Source organism: Wolbachia endosymbiont of Nilaparvata lugens, assembly GCF_007115045.1.
Lineage (GTDB): Bacteria > Pseudomonadota > Alphaproteobacteria > Rickettsiales > Anaplasmataceae > Wolbachia.
On record NZ_MUIY01000001.1, the window covers coordinates 392,419 to 408,130 of the forward strand.

Consider the following 15,712-nt stretch of genomic DNA (forward strand, 5'->3'; position numbering starts at 1 on the left):
ATACATATGAAAAAGTTATTTCACATACTAATAATATTTATTTCTTTTCCCACTCTACTTGTTGCTCTAGAAAATAAAGAAAAAGTACAGATAAAAAATATTAAGTATATTGGCAATGAGCGAGTAAGTGATCAAACAATAAGGTTTTATACAAAATTAGAACCAGGTAGTCATATAAATGATGATGATGTAGATTCAGTTATAAAAGATTTATACAAAACAAAGTTATTTGCTAGTATTAACGCCTATATCGATGATGAAAAAAACTTAGTAGTAAAAATTCATGAGAATCCATTGATTAACAAAGTAATATTGAAAGGCAATAAGTTATTTAACAGTAAAGAGTTGTTAAATAACGTTATCCAGTCAAAATCACTAACTATTTTCACTGAAACAAAATTACAAAACGATTTAATAAATCTAGCTACTCTTTATAGGAACAGTGGTAAAATTGGTGTTAAAATTGCATATGAGCTAGATAAGCTTGGTAGCAATAGGATAAACCTAATTTTTAAGATAAAAGAAGGAAGAACGTCTAAAATTAAGGGTTTACGATTCATAGGTAATAAAAACTTTTCAGCAAATGAGCTAGAGCAAGTTATCAAAAGGCATAGCAATGATATATTTAGTAAGTTATTTAGAGCCATTTTTAAAAGCGGAACTCATTATTCACCTCAATATCTACTGATTAACACAGAACTACTTGATCGCTTCTATTCATCTAAGGGATATATTCAAAATAATATCCAACCAATTGTTGAGGTTGATAATAACAACCAAATAGAGTTAACTTTTTTGATTGATGAAAAGCAGCAATACTTATTTGGAAATAATGAAGTTGATATTGAAACTGAGATTCAGGATTTAAGTTTAAGGGAAGAAATATTAGAATTTATCAAAGAGGAAAATAATCAAATATTTAATAGAGTTAAAATTAACAATACAGCAGAAAAAATAAGTAAACATTTAAACGGAAAAGGATATATATTTGCAAAAGTTAATCCAGAATATATACAACATAACAATATTGTGGATGTAACTTACAAAGTGCTACCAGGTAAAAAGATTTATATAAACCAAATTACCATTGATGGCAATGAACGCACTTTAGATAAAGTAATTAGAAGAAAACTTAGCATGGCAGAAGGAGACGCATATAACACATCTGAGATTCAGAAATCACGTAGAAAACTTATATATAGCGATTTTTTTGAAACAGTAAAAATAAATAGTTATATAGTGGATGAAAATACAGTAAATCTTGATTTAAATGTCAAAGAAAAAAGAACTGCCTCGTTATCTTTAACAGGTGGCATGTCTCTTCCTGGTGGAGTATTTGTTAAAACCGATTTCACAGATCGTAATTTATTTGGTAGTGGTAAAGAGGTATCTTTTGCTCTTGAAAAAAGTCAATATGTTCTTTCTACTAGTATAGACGCTGTTGAAAATAATTTTAACGATTCTGATACTTCACTAGGCATGAGTATTTTTTATGAAAAACAAGACAAACCAAACACTACTTTCGATACCTGCAACTGGGGAGGAATAGCAAAATTATCATATAAAATCTCAGAAAATCTAACCAATTCCTTTCAATATTCTTATAAGTATAATCACATACACATGGACAATAAGGGTGGAAAAGATGAGGATATCTCTGAGATAATAAGAGATCAAGAAGGTGAGTATCAGGTTTCATCAGTGGGATACACGTTAGCGTACAATAAACTGGATAACCTCTACACTCCTAAAGAGGGATATTTATTGCGTTTAAGTCAGGATATTTCAGGATTATGGGGAAATGTAAATTTCCTAAAATCTGAATTCTTATCTTTTTATACACACCCTATATTAAGCAAAATTGATGATGATATAACATTGCGCTTTAAAGTAGCAGCAGGTCATATTTTTTCCTATACTAATAAAGAGCTCAACATTGGCCAGCACTTCTTTAAAGGTGGCAATGAGATTAGAGGATTTGACCTTTCCGGCATTGGACCAAGAGCAGAAGACAAAAATCAAAGCTCATTGGGAGGCAAAACTTATCTTAATTTAACACAGCAAGTAGATTTTCCACTATCTAAATTATACGACTATGCTGGTATCAAAGGCTCACTATTTGTTGACTATGCAACACTTTTTGGTTTAGATGAAAAGAAGGGATATAGTGGGAAATATTACGATAGTAAGCTTATAAGAGTATCGCCAGGTTTTGGCTTTTCAATGCCTTCTCCTTTTGGTAGAATTAGATTAGATTTTGGGTTTCCTTTAGTAAAGGAAGCTTATGACATAATACCATCGACAAACGTTAAAATTTCTATTGAAGCGGGGATTTAAATGAAATATATACAGTTATTTACATCAGTTATTGCCTTAATTATTTCCTTATTTGTGGGGTATAAGTTTGTAGGGTATCAACCTCAGAGCACGCTTAATACAAAGGCTGCCATTATTGATAGTGATAAGGTTATCAATGAATCTCTGGCTCTGCAAAATATACAACAACAAATAAAGGAGCAGAATTCTAGATTACAGAAGGAATTTGAAAATGAGTTAGAAAAATTTAAGCCATCGAAAGAAGAATTTGACCTTTTGTCAGAAGAAGCAAAAAAAGAAAAGACAGAACAATTTAGTAAGCATACTGTAAGTGCTAGGGATAATTACGCTAAGAAAATGTCACATTTAGAAGAAAATTATAGAGAAGCAGTAGAAAGTGTCTTTAACAAGATAAAAGAAGTTGCTAAAAAAACAGCAGAAAAAAACAACATAGATTTGGTACTATTTATTTCCAAAAAGAATCAAGTTTTATACTCTATGGATGAAGTAGATTTATCGGATGTAGTATTAAAAAATGTAAACAAGGAAATACCCGAATTTGCTTTGCAAAACATTGAATAGACTTATGCAATGTAATATCAATGATATTATAAAAATACTACCACATTCTTATCCTTTTCTCTTAGTAGATAGGGTTATAGAATGCGATCCTGGTATGAGTATAAAAGCAATTAAAAACGTGACTTTCAACGAGCCATTTTTTATTGGTCATTTTCCTGGCCATCCGATAATGCCAGGAGTTTTGATAATTGAATCTCTGGCTCAAGCATCTGCAATATGTGTTCTCGGTAAAGAAACAATAGAAAATAAAATTGTCTATTTTATGTCCATTGAAAACGCAAAATTTAGAAAGCCAGTCACTCCAGGGGATACACTGATTCTTCAAGCTAATGTTAAAAATGCACGTCTTAGTGCATGTAAATTTAAGTGTATCGCATACGTTGGTGAAGAAAAAGTTGCAGAAGCAACAATTTTAGCCATGTTGCAAAACGCATAAAATTTTCATCTGTAATGCAGTTTAATATCTCATTTTCAAATCTGTATACTCGCAGTGGATTACTCAAACTAAATGAGACATTTTTAGATTACATCAAATCATGCGATGAAAATTTGTTTTGTTCACTGATTGAAGCGAGAGAAAACTCTCCGGTGTTATCCCAGCTAGAACAACCGACGTCAGCTACCCAAATGACAGATAGCCAGCTAATTATAGATCTTTCATATTTACTTGATGAATTTATCGCAAAACTTTTCAATATTGAAAAAGAAATAGAAGAGCTAAGGAAAAAACACAACGACTTCGCTATAATATATAAATGCAAAAGGTTGTTTGTTCAGCGCTATGCATTGAAGAAATACACTGACATAGCAAATATAGACATTGATTATGTCGCAAACAGATTAAATCGTTTTCTTACTTTATTGACAACAGAGAAAAGCTTTGCCAAGCAAGTGATGCATTGGTTTGAGGATAAAGAGCATCACAAAGAGGAAATAGAACTTGCGGCACAATATACAGCGTGGAGAGTGAAAAACAAACAGAGTATACTCTTTAGTGTCTACAGAAAAACTGACCACGAAAATCTCGTATCATTCTCTAAAAAAGAAGTAGACGGAGTTGAGGCCCTGTATTCAAATGAAATAAAAAGGCGATATGGTTTTGATCTCACAAATAAAAAGGTGAGTTTAGATAAAGCATTAGATAACGCTCACTATTGCATATTTTGCCATAAGCAAAATAAGGATAGCTGCTCAAAAGGACTGATTAATAATGGCAATGCCTTTAAAAAATCTCCACTTAAAGTTGAACTGCATGGCTGTCCACTAGAACAGAAAATATCAGAAATGAATCTGGTGAAGAGCGAAGGGTACAGCATAGCAAGTCTTGCAATTGTGATGATAGACAATCCGCTATGTGCAGCTACTGGGAACAGAATATGCAATGATTGCATGAATTCGTGCATATATCAAAAACAAGAACCCGTAAATGTGCCAGCAATTGAAACAAGGATTCTAGATGATGTGCTTAGTTTACCGTATGGATTTGAAATATATTCTCTGCTTAGCCGCTGGAATCCTTTAAATTTTCAGCGTCCATTGCCAAAAGGAAACACTGGAAAAAACGTCCTAGTTGTAGGCCTTGGTCCTGCGGGTTTTAATTTAGCTCATCATTTATTAAACGATGGGCATAACGTTATCGCCATTGATGGATTAAAGATTGAACCTTTGATCGATAATTTACAGCTAATTAAAGATTTTGAACACGAAAAATTGAGTGAACGCACGGCAGATGGATTTGGTGGAGTGTCAGAATACGGCATTACTTCTAGGTGGGATAAAAATTACTTAAAGATTATTAGATTACTGCTGGAAAGACGTGAGAATTTTGCACTTTATGGAGGCATTCGTTTTGGCAGTACGATAACTGTTGATGACGCATTTAACTTGGGTTTTGATCACATTGCCTTGGCACTTGGCTCTGGTAAGCCACGAATGATCAAAATAAAAAACATACTAGCCCGTGGAGTGCGCATGGCATCTGACTTTCTTATGTCGTTACAACTGACTGGCGCTCTTAAATTTGATTCTATAGCAAATCTGCAAGTTCGTATGCCGATAGTTGTCATAGGTGCAGGACTCACTGCAATTGATACTGCTACTGAAGTTTTAGCTTACTATCCGATTCAAGTAGAAAAATTTCTTCTTCGTTATGAAATATTAGTTGATAAGTATGGAAAGAAATATGTCGAAAAAGATTGGAAAGAAGAGGAATATGAACTTGCAAATGAGCTGATATCGCATGCACAATTGATCCGAAAAGAGCAAGAATCAGCAAAAAAAGAGAATAGAGAAGCAAAAATATTGGAACTAATGCAAAGTCTAGGGGGAGTGAAAATTGTATATAGAAAAGAGCTAAAAGATTCACCAAGTTATCGATTAAATAGCGAAGAGGTGCAAAATGCACTATCAGAAGGGATTTACTTTATTGAAAACTTAGAGCCGATTGAAGTTGTAACAGATAAATATAACCACGCTGAATCAATAAAACTAATAGACACAAAATCTGATGAAATCAAGCATATAAAAGCACGTTCTATTTTTATAGCAGCAGGTACTAAGCCAAATACAGTTATTGCAACAGAAGATAAAAAGCATTTTAAATTAAGTAACGGATATTTTACTCATTTGAATTCATCGGGAAAAGAAATAGATCCTATCTTTTCTCCTAAGATGCGAGATAAAGATAGAATATTAGTATATAAGGAAGGCAATAAAACAATTAGCTTTTTTGGTGATCTTCATCCCTCGTATAGCGGCAGTGTAGTCAAAGCTATGGCAAGCGCTAAGAATGGTTACCCTATCATTTCTCATCTTTTGAATAGAGTTAATAGCTTCATTTATATCATTCCGGCTAGAATCTCGGAGTCATATGCACAATTGTATGAATGTTGTAATATAAGAGTAACTTTCACCAAAAAAGATGTCATTCCAGTGCCCAAACACTGGAATCCAGAAAACCTAATTTTGAATGAGTACACCAGATGGTTATATAGTCAGAACTGGATTCCAGTGTCAGCTATTTGCACGACACCACCTGCTATGCGAATTACCTACAAATTGCAGCATTTGTACGCTAAAGCGTCACGCGCTGGAATAATATCAGAACACCTAACTAACAAAGAATTTTTCAAAAAAATCAAAGAGCAATTCACTGCAAAGGTTATAAAAGTTCAATATTTAACAAACAAAGTTGTGGAAATAGTGATCAAAGCACCACTTGCGGCAAAGAATTTTAAACCTGGACAATTCTTTAGGTTGCAAAATTTTGAAACCAATAGCAGAAAAGCCAATAATACAAACCTTGCTATGGAAGGTATAGCAGTAACCGGCACTGAAGTAGACAAAAAAAAAGGATTTATTTCCACTATTGTGCTTGAAACTGGCGGTTCCACTAATTTATGTAAATGTTTTAAAAAAGGTGAACAAATAATTCTTATGGGTCCAACTGGCAGTCCTACTGAGATTGGTTAAACCTATTTTGTACTAATTATACCATAATGTATATTATTTATTAATAAATCTATACTACAATAATGATTTTTATTAAGGTAGTATTATGACACATCAGTTAATATTCATACTTCCAAAAGAAAGCTACTCTATAGCTATAGGACCATGTTCTGCAAAAAGTAGAAAGTGTAAGGAGTTTATAGCAAAAAACGAAGACGTAGGTATGAAATTTCTTATTTCTACTAAAGATGATACTGGCAAAACAGGAAAAATGTCCCTTTGTAAAGATAATAACGGTCAAAATGAGTGTACAACATCCTACACAGTTCAATTTCCAGTAATTTATAATGATCTTTTTAATGATAGCTTGAGCTACGTAAGTGTTCTTTTGGATCATGATAAAGGACATTTAACTAGGATGCACAATGAATTCGATAAATATAATATTGATTACACAGTTATGGACAATGATACAACACAGAATGTGTTGTCAGAGGTTTTTATATAATCTAATTTTCATTATACAGCTACTCAGAGCTCTCTTGGTTCCATTATCTCTACTCGAATGCCGTCATTACAATGCTTGATACAGGGATCTATAGATAAACAATTTAATATTCCATTACGTGTTAGCGGAACCTATCTATATCATTATCCAAAAAACATAAAAAACTAAATTAACGAAGAATTCTTTAATAGAATCAGATATTGCGAAGAGCATCAAAGTCGAATGAGTGCATCAAAAACTGGCAGCTCCATTATATTTATGCAAATACTGAAGAAAAAGCGAGTAAATAACTCTCAACTGACAGACTGAATGAAGTTCTAGATATTAAAGTGATGCCAAACTTTATTTCAAAAAGTAAATAATTTACTAACGCTCGTGCACAAATTAAAAATAAATTATGCACGAGTGTAGCACTGTGAATTAGGAGTGCTATATTAAAGCTTACCTCACTATTAAAGCTATCGGTCAGATTAGATTAAAAATCTAATCTGACCGGTTTCTCTATAACCCTCTGAACCCTGATATAATTATATGGTAATTAGCTTAACTAGTGGTTAATATGCAAATTGATTTTATTTGTATGTTGAGGTAGCATAAACCATACTGGTTTACATCACTGTGCAACTTTATAAATTTTCATTTCTATTTCTATTGACTACATTAATAGTTATAGTCCTAACATTAACTGAAAATTTAGGTAATATATTAAATTGGTCTCATCCAGTTCTAAATTATGATTTATCTTTTCGTATCGTACTAATATCTTTTCTATCAGTTGCATTTTTAGCTGTTCTACCAGCAAAAAATTTGAGTTTTTCAGAGATGCTTTCCTTTGCTGCTTACACTATCAGTTCGCTCAGTGCAATATTATCTGAGCAGACAATATTAGTTATAATATTCTTTGAGTTAATGACCATCAGTGCATTTTTTGTTATCGCAGCTAGCTGTAAAGATAGTGGATCTGCAATAAGGTACGCTTGTATACACTTTTTCGTTGGAGTTATATTGATAGCAGGATTGGCATTTCAAAGCACTAACCTGATAATTTTGGGTTTATTGATAAACTGTGCTTGTTTCCCTTTTTCATTTTGGGTTGTTGATGCGTATCCTGATGCGTCGCTGCATGGCACTACATATCTCTCTTTATTTACCACTAAAGTCTCTTTTTTAGTGATGCTTTTACACACTTATACCCTATGGCAAGATTGTACTAAAATATTAGCACTTGTAGGCGCCATTACTGTAATTTACAGCATTATATTTGCTTCCCTTGAGCAGAATATTCGTAGATTTTTATGCTATAATGCTGTAGGACAAATGGGCTTGCTGATTATTGCAGGAGGTTTACTCATCCCTTCGGAAAATGCAATACCAATTTTGATGTTACACATAATTTTCTCTCTTCTTTATCAATCACTATTATTTGTAGTCAGCAATTCGATTATTTCACAAACAAAAACAATTAATTTTAATGGAATGGGTAAACTAATGTCAGTGGAAGGTATGTGCGCTATGATCGCAGTACTCACAATGGCTACATTTCCTGGAACTGCTGGATTCATCAGTAAATCATACATTGCAGCTGAAATTGAAATAAATGGTGCTGCCCTAAAAGGATATAAAAATTTATACAAGATTCTGAATTTACTGCTTTATTTAAGCGTGGGACTCAAATTTCTTTACTACATATTTATTGCAAAAAGTAAGTCAAAACCTTTAGCAAAGAGGGAAGGTAAAATATCTATGCTTATTTTAGCATCTATGTGTGTAATCGCTGGCAATCCTTACTTACCTATTTACAATAAATCTTCGATTTTTGATTTTGTGTACAACACAAAAAATATTTTGTCGCAATTTAATTTGTTATTATGTACCACTTTATTGTTTATTCCTTTACGCAAGTTGTTTTACCCAAGGATAAATTTTAAAATGGATGTTGATTGGATTTTTAGAGCTCTTATACCATATATTGCTTTGCTGTTCAATCAACTGATCTTTAAAGTGAAAGAAATATCTGCCAACCTACTGCAAAACTTGACTAATTCACCTGCTAGTTTATACTTTAATAATATTAATAAACTTAAAGAAGTGCTGAGTTATAACTCAGTGAGTTTTGTTTCAGCTTCTTCTCTCTTTTTAATGAGTATTCTACTAATTATATTATGTTTAAATCGTTAACTGAAAGTTTAAATTCTGTATTTAATAAACTGAGAGGAAAATCAATCATTTCTGAAGATGATTTTAACCTTGCCATGCGAGAAATACGCATGGCCTTAATCGAAGCTGATGTTTCACTTGAAGTTGCAAAAAAATTCATCAACGACATTAAAGATAAAGTGATTGGGGAAAAAGTCATAAAAAGTGTTTCTCCGGCACAAATGATAATCAAAATTGTGCAGGATAATTTAGTTGCAGTTCTTGGATCAGAAAAAAGTGACTTAAATTTATCGGTTAAACCTCCTGCTGTGATTATGATGGTGGGTTTGCAAGGTGCGGGAAAAACAACTACTTCAGGGAAACTTGCTCTGAAGTTAAAAAAACAAAAGAAAAAAGTGTTGCTTGCTTCTTTGGACATTTATAGACCAGCTGCTCAAAAACAACTTGAAGTGCTAGGTAAACAAATAGATGTACAAACTTTACCTATAATAATAGACGATAAGCCCATTGCAATTACAAAAAAGGCACTAACAGCAGCAAAAAATGATAATTATGATGTGTTAATACTGGATACCGCGGGCATGCTTCATATCGACAACAATATGATGAGTGAGTTGAAAGCCGTAAAGGAAATATCCTCACCTACAGAGGTTATCTTAGTAACCGATGCAATGATAGGTCAAGATGCAGTAAACATTGCCAAATCATTCAATGAAATAATAGGTGTAACTGGGATTATCCTCACCCGTATTGATGGTGATGCACGTGGTGGTGCTGCTCTTTCTATGAAAATGGTCACCAATTGTCCAATTAAATTTATTGCTTGTGGTGAAAAATTAAGTGACCTTGATGATTTTTATCCTGATAGAATTGCAAAAAGGATACTGAGTATGGGTGATGTTGTCTCATTGGTTGAGAAAGCTGCTGAGATTGTTGGTCAGGAAGAAATTGATAAACTGCAAAAGAAAGTAAAAAAGGGTAAGTTCGATCTGAACGACTTAGTGGGCATGTTAACAACCCTCAATAAAATGGATGGTATTAGCAACATAATGAAATTCATTCCTAGCTCATTCACAAAAAAGTTAAGCAGCGGTATACCAGACGATAATAAAGTTAAAAAATATATAGCCATTATAAATTCAATGACTGAAAAAGAAAGACAAAATCCGGATATTTTAAATGGCAAAAGAAGACTTAGAATTTCTAAAGGGTCCGGTACTAGTGTAACTGATGTTAATCTTTTAATTAAGCAGTATAATCAAATGAGCTCTATGGTAAATAAGTTCAGTAAAGTCGATCATAGTAAACTCAAAGAATCTGATTTAATGGATATGCTAAGCAGAAAGTAAGTCAGCAAGTAGTGGAATGAAATAAAATCATCAGTTGTAATTGCTGTTGAATAGTAAAATATATTATTTTAGCGTGAAGTAATAAATTAAATAAATTTCTGCAGTTAGAATTGGCATGATAATAAAAATTGATATAAGTTACTTTACCTATATTTAATGCGTTGTTTTATAGCTAACACACTATATCACTACACTAGTAACAGACCGAAGGTTGCCGATACTCAAGTTACTCTAGTTATAGCACCCACAATATCATTTGTAAACCTGTAGCTATATACAATAAATGAATTTTTTTATATATTCGTTGTTAGTGTTTTGTATTTCCTGAACAGTTCCGTGAGAAATGATCTCCCCTTCATATAATACTGCTATTTTGTCAGCTATTTTAAATGCACTATGAATATCATGTGTAATCGTGATAATTGTAGGGCGAAGATCTTTAGATAACTTTATTATTATCTCGTTTACTATATCTGACATAATTGGGTCCAACCCTGAAGTTGGCTCATCCAGAACGATGATTTCTGGATTGTGCGCAATCGCCCTTGCAAGTGCCACTCTTTTCTTCATTCCACCTGATAGCTCTATTGGAAACATATCTGCTATGTTTTCTTCCAGTCCAACGTCATTTAACTTCTCGATTGCCAGCTGTTTTGCTTCCTTTGTGCTAATATTAAAGCGTTTTTTATAATTGAAAGATATATTTTCCCACACTGTAACATAGTCAAATAAAGCAGAATTTTGAAATAAGACTCCAAATTTATTTTTGCTTTTACTATTTATTTTAACAGACCCTAAGTCTGGTTTTAATAATCCAATGATTATTTTTGTTAATACAGATTTACCACTTCCTGAGCCACCAAGTATGACTAATGATTCCCCCTTCGATATATTAAAACTGATGTTGTTTAATATCGTTCTATCATCAAAGGATAAGCTTAGATTCAATATTGATATTATGGGGCTATGCATGCATTAAAGTAATTAAGTAATTTGCTAAAATTATCAATATAGAAGATATAACAACAGTTGATGTTGTTGCAATACCTACTCCTCGTGCACCTTCTCTACAATGGTAACCGTAATAACAACTTGAAACAGAAATTATAGCGCCAAAAGCAGTCGCTTTCATTAGTCCAACAACAAAATCGTTTATATTAAAGAATTGAGCTGTATATTTTATGTATATATTTAAATTGTGGTTAAATTCAAAGACTGCGGTGACATACCCTCCAAATATTCCTATTAGATCTGCACATACTGTAAGTATTGGAAATACTATAACTGACGCTAGAATTCTTGGTGCAATTAAATATTTGAAAGGATTGATGTCCAAAGTTGTAAGTGCATCTATTTGTTCAGTGATGCGCATCGTGCCAATTTCTGCTGCAATTGAGGACCCAACCTTTCCTACCATTATTAAGCTAATCAAAACTGGCCCTAACTCTTTAATGATAGTGATCGTAACAAGCTTAGGTACTACTTGTTCTTGATTAATCAATAGACCACTTAAGCTACTTTGTAAAACTATCACCGCTCCTATAAAAACTCCAGTGAGCCCAACAATTGGTAAAGAGAAAAAGCCTATCTCTATAATTTGTTTTGCTACATTGCTAAAATAATACGGTGGCACAAAGCAGTGGTATAGAGATTGAATAAAAAACACAAATGCGTTACCAAGCCTCAACAGAAAGTTGATAAAGCACCTACCGATTATTCTAACACTGTTTACATCAAAGGAACTCACTTTGCATTTATCTTAGCTAAAAATTAGTTTTACTGATTTTATTAAAATTTTTATTAACTCTATCGCAGAATATAGTCAAGATATATCTTAAGTTCAATATACTTTGATCAAAATGCTTGAGTTTAAGTTTATAAGACTGAATTGTATAAGAAAACCTTACTTATTTCGCTATTTACTTCTTATAAAAAACATGCTACTAACAAATTGTGTTATATAATTAAATTGGAGTAAGTTTTGGCAGTTCCGAAGAGAAAAAAGTCAAAGTCAAGGCGTAATATGCATCGTTCTCATCATGCTATTAAGCCTAAGAATATTGTGGTATGTGCAACAACTGGAGAATTCATGTTGCCTCACAACATAGCAGTTGACAATAGTTACAAAGGAAAACGTGTTTTCATTAAACAAAAGGCGGAGTAACTCATGATATGTTACCCACGGTCAACAACAACATAGTTATCGCACTTGATGCTATGGGAGGGGATTTTGCACCTCTTTCCGTAATTCAGGGTGCTAGTTTTTTCTTGGATAATCTTGTTGATCCAGGTGTTGAAGTTTTTTTTCATATTTATGGAGATCAGAAAGAAATATCTCCTTTGCTTTCAAAATACAAAAAAGTAATCGATAACTCCGAATTTACCCATTGCTCTGATAATGTTCTTCCAAATGATAAACCCTCTTTTGCACTGAAACATCGCAAAGATTCAAGTATGAAGGCAGCTGTTGAATCAGTGAAAAAAGGTAAAGCTTTTGGAATGGTGTCTTCAGGCAACACTGGAGCATTGATGGCTATCTCCAGATTTATTTTAGGAACACTACCCAATATCTATCGTCCTGCTATTGCATCTGTCTGTCCAACTAAGACAAAAAGCTTTGCATTGCTTGATCTTGGTGCAAATGTTGACTGTAATACTGACTCATTATTTCAATTTGCATTAATGGGGAGTATATTTGCAAAAATAGCATTAAAAGTTGAAAATCCTGAAGTCGCTTTGCTAAACATTGGTACAGAAGAAGTGAAAGGTACTGACTCAGTAAGAGGAGCTTTTGAGTTACTCAAAAATGCTCCAAGTATTAACTTCAAAGGATATATAGAGGCAAGTGAATTTTTAGATGGTAATATAGACGTAATTGTTGCTGATGGTTTTGTTGGTAATGTAATGCTCAAGACAGCTGAGGCAACTGCTGGTACTTTTATCAGTCTAATAAAACAGGAAGTATTTAATTCATGGATGACAAAAATGCTTGTTGGCATATTGTTGAAACCCAAGCTAAATAAAGCATTAGAGCGTTTTAATCCTAAAATTAGAAGTGGAGCTATGTTTCTAGGGCTAAATGGTATCATTATAAAGAGCCACGGAAATTCTGATGCTATTTCTTTTGCTCACGCTATAAAATTTGCAGTAAATGCAATCAGTGAAAATTTAAACCAGAAGATAATTAACGGGGTAAGTCATATTGAATAAAAGTTTCATATTGAGCACTGGTTCTTACCTACCAAAAAAAATTTTGAGTAATAACGAAATTGCATCGATAGTTGAAACAAACGATGAATGGATAAGGCAAAGAACAGGAATAGTTCAAAGACATATAGCAGATGAAGGAGAACTAACGTCAGATTTAGCTGTTAATGCAGCGAAAAATGCTATAGAAAAAGCGAAAATTTCAATAGATGAAATTGGTTTGATCATAGTTGCAACAACAACACCTGACAAAACTTTTCCTAGCTGTGCAACGATTATACAAAGTAAATTAAAGTGTAAAAACGCATTTGCTTTTGATGTACAGGCAGCATGCTCTGGTTTTATATATGCAGTTACAGTTGCTGATTCACTTATAAAGTCTAACGATAGAATTAAATACGCACTTGTTATTGGTGCTGAAATAATGTCTAGGATTGTTGATTGGGAAGATAGGTCAACTTGTGTACTCTTTGGTGATGGTGCTGGTGCAGTGATAATGAAATCAGAAATGAGTAGCAGTAGGATTATATCAACAAACTTACACTCTGATGGCAATGTGGACTTATTATGTACAAATGGAGGAATATCCTCTACTCGTGATTCTGGAAAGATACTTATGAATGGAAGAGAAGTGTTTAAACATGCAGTAGAGAAATTAACAGCCTCAGTAGAGGAAACTCTAAAATGCAATAGTTTAAAGATTACTGATATTGACTGGTTAATTCCCCATCAAGCAAACATTCGCATTATTGAAGCAGTAGTAAAGAAATTAGATTTTCCTATAGAAAAAGTAATTAATACAGTTGATAAGCATGCAAACACCTCAGCAGCGTCAATTCCACTAGCCTTAGACTATGCAGTACAAGAATCAAAAATAAAGTCAGGAAATCTGATATTGCTGATTTCAATAGGTGCAGGTTTAGCCTGGGGTTCTGTGTTACTGCGCTATTAGACTTCCTATTACCCACGCTTCTTTTTTCTCAGTTTTATCGTTACATGCTGTACTGACAAAGTTTTGAGATATTATTACAAACATCATATTCACAAGAAATACTTGACTTCACGTGTACTAAGAAGCATTTTATATATGCTGTGTGCCCGTAGCTCAGTTGGATAGAGCAACAGCCTTCTAAGCTGTGGGTCGTAGGTTCGAATCCTACCGGGCACATTCTTCTATCAATGCTTTCTATAAATTTTCAAGTATTCTGGTACCACATTTTCAATTGCTAGTGGTCTAATTTTCATTGTTTCGAGATCATCTGACTTTTCGATTGAACTACTCATCATAACTTTCACCTGATCTCGAGTAAGTATAGGGCTTGCATCTCCAGTTATAGGTTTTAACAGCACAGAAACAACTTTGCTTTCTAAGAAAAAGGCTATCAATCTTGCCATTGGAAAAGGTACATTGATCAGTAGACACTTTCTGTTAGTCACATTCAGAATAAACTTCAATAAGCTTTTAAAAGAGTAAACTTTTGGTCCACCTATATTATAAATTTTTTTATCTTGCTTATTAAAGCTGATAATACGGTATACCACTTCAGCTAAGTTTGTTACACATATAGGCTGAAACTTCGTTATTCCACTACTGATCAACGGCAAAAAAGGAAGAATTGTTGCTAATCTTGCAAATTTATTAAAGAAATTATCTTCTTTACCAAATACAAGACTTGGCTTAATTATTATTGCTCCTTGAAACGCCGAAGTTACAGCTTTTTCACCTTTCAATTTACTTTGGGCATATTTTGATAACTTACCATTTTCTATTCCCATAGCAGAAAAATGTATCATCATGGATACATTTTTTATTTGTGCAGCTCTTGCTATTCTTTCAGCTATTTCAACATGAACGGCATAGAAATCGTGCTTTCTTGTCTCATATAGTATTCCTATTAAATTTATAACAACATCACACCCCTCCATACTTTCTAAAATTGATTTTTCATTAAAAAAATCTCCTTCAATCATTGATATTTGTCCTAAATTTCCACATAACTTCAGACAAGCAGCTTTTTCCTGATCACGAGTAAATATTCTTATTAAATACCCCGCCGCTGCCAAGCATCTTACGATGTGTTTTCCTATAAATCCTGTTCCACCAAAAATAACTATACGTTTTATCACAGTTAAAACTTCCAAT

General features: G+C 33.0%; 13 protein-coding genes and 1 tRNA gene. 11 read left to right on the top strand and 3 right to left on the bottom strand.

Going from position 1 to position 15,712, the window contains the following annotated elements; translation table 11 throughout:
- Positions 1–6: 6 nt before the first annotated feature.
- The 7 genes from bamA to ffh all read left to right on the top strand — a co-directional run bounded on the left by bamA (position 7) and on the right by ffh (position 10,362).
- A complete protein-coding gene (gene bamA / locus BWZ41_RS01940) occupies positions 7–2,337 on the top strand; it encodes an outer membrane protein assembly factor BamA (protein ID WP_143689223.1) in 2,331 nt (776 codons plus the stop codon).
- On the top strand, positions 2,338–2,898 hold the full coding sequence (locus BWZ41_RS01945) for an OmpH family outer membrane protein (RefSeq protein WP_143689224.1): 561 nt from the start codon (positions 2,338–2,340) through the stop codon (positions 2,896–2,898). It begins immediately after the preceding gene.
- Positions 2,899–2,902: 4 nt separating this feature from the next.
- Positions 2,903–3,334 carry a 3-hydroxyacyl-ACP dehydratase FabZ gene (gene fabZ / locus BWZ41_RS01950; RefSeq protein ID WP_143689225.1) on the top strand — a complete coding sequence of 144 codons (432 nt, stop codon included), beginning with the start codon at positions 2,903–2,905 and terminating at the stop codon, positions 3,332–3,334.
- A 14-nt stretch (positions 3,335–3,348) separates the two neighbouring features.
- Positions 3,349–6,369 carry a WPE palindromic element domain-containing protein gene (locus tag BWZ41_RS01955; RefSeq protein WP_143689226.1) on the top strand — a complete coding sequence of 1,007 codons (3,021 nt, stop codon included), beginning with the start codon at positions 3,349–3,351 and terminating at the stop codon, positions 6,367–6,369.
- A gap of 85 nt (positions 6,370–6,454) precedes the next feature.
- A complete protein-coding gene (locus BWZ41_RS01960; protein WP_143689227.1) occupies positions 6,455–6,856 on the top strand; it encodes a hypothetical protein in 402 nt (133 codons plus the stop codon).
- A 618-nt stretch (positions 6,857–7,474) separates the two neighbouring features.
- On the top strand, positions 7,475–9,034 hold the full coding sequence (locus BWZ41_RS01965) for a proton-conducting transporter transmembrane domain-containing protein (protein ID WP_143689228.1): 1,560 nt from the start codon (positions 7,475–7,477) through the stop codon (positions 9,032–9,034).
- A complete protein-coding gene (gene ffh, locus BWZ41_RS01970; RefSeq protein WP_143689229.1) occupies positions 9,019–10,362 on the top strand; it encodes a signal recognition particle protein in 1,344 nt (447 codons plus the stop codon). Before BWZ41_RS01965 ends, ffh begins: the two co-directional genes overlap by 16 nt.
- A 270-nt stretch (positions 10,363–10,632) precedes the next feature.
- On the opposite strand, the gene BWZ41_RS01975 is transcribed toward ffh, so the two are convergent.
- A complete protein-coding gene (locus BWZ41_RS01975; RefSeq protein ID WP_143689230.1) occupies positions 10,633–11,334 on the bottom strand; it encodes an ABC transporter ATP-binding protein in 702 nt (233 codons plus the stop codon).
- Positions 11,327–12,109 carry an MlaE family ABC transporter permease gene (locus BWZ41_RS01980; RefSeq protein ID WP_143689231.1) on the bottom strand — a complete coding sequence of 261 codons (783 nt, stop codon included), beginning with the start codon at positions 12,107–12,109 and terminating at the stop codon, positions 11,327–11,329. The genes BWZ41_RS01975 and BWZ41_RS01980 overlap by 8 nt, the downstream gene beginning before the upstream one ends.
- Positions 12,110–12,343: 234 nt before the next feature.
- Between BWZ41_RS01980 and rpmF the strand changes: the two genes are divergently transcribed.
- The 4 genes from rpmF to BWZ41_RS02000 all read left to right on the top strand — a co-directional run bounded on the left by rpmF (position 12,344) and on the right by BWZ41_RS02000 (position 14,737).
- On the top strand, positions 12,344–12,526 hold the full coding sequence (rpmF, locus tag BWZ41_RS01985) for a 50S ribosomal protein L32 (protein ID WP_006014434.1): 183 nt from the start codon (positions 12,344–12,346) through the stop codon (positions 12,524–12,526).
- Between the two features lie 8 nt (positions 12,527–12,534).
- On the top strand, positions 12,535–13,572 hold the full coding sequence (gene plsX / locus BWZ41_RS01990; RefSeq protein ID WP_143689232.1) for a phosphate acyltransferase PlsX: 1,038 nt from the start codon (positions 12,535–12,537) through the stop codon (positions 13,570–13,572).
- Positions 13,565–14,521, top strand: a complete 957-nt coding sequence (locus BWZ41_RS01995; RefSeq protein ID WP_143689233.1) for a beta-ketoacyl-ACP synthase III — start codon at positions 13,565–13,567, stop codon at positions 14,519–14,521. Before plsX ends, BWZ41_RS01995 begins: the two co-directional genes overlap by 8 nt.
- Positions 14,522–14,663: 142 nt before the next feature.
- A tRNA-Arg gene (locus BWZ41_RS02000) sits at positions 14,664–14,737 on the top strand.
- 8 nt (positions 14,738–14,745) lie between these two features.
- Here the strand turns inward: BWZ41_RS02000 and BWZ41_RS02005 are convergent.
- Entirely contained in the window at positions 14,746–15,696 is a 951-nt protein-coding gene (locus BWZ41_RS02005) for a complex I NDUFA9 subunit family protein (RefSeq protein WP_177429449.1), read from the bottom strand.
- Positions 15,697–15,712 lie beyond the last annotated feature (16 nt).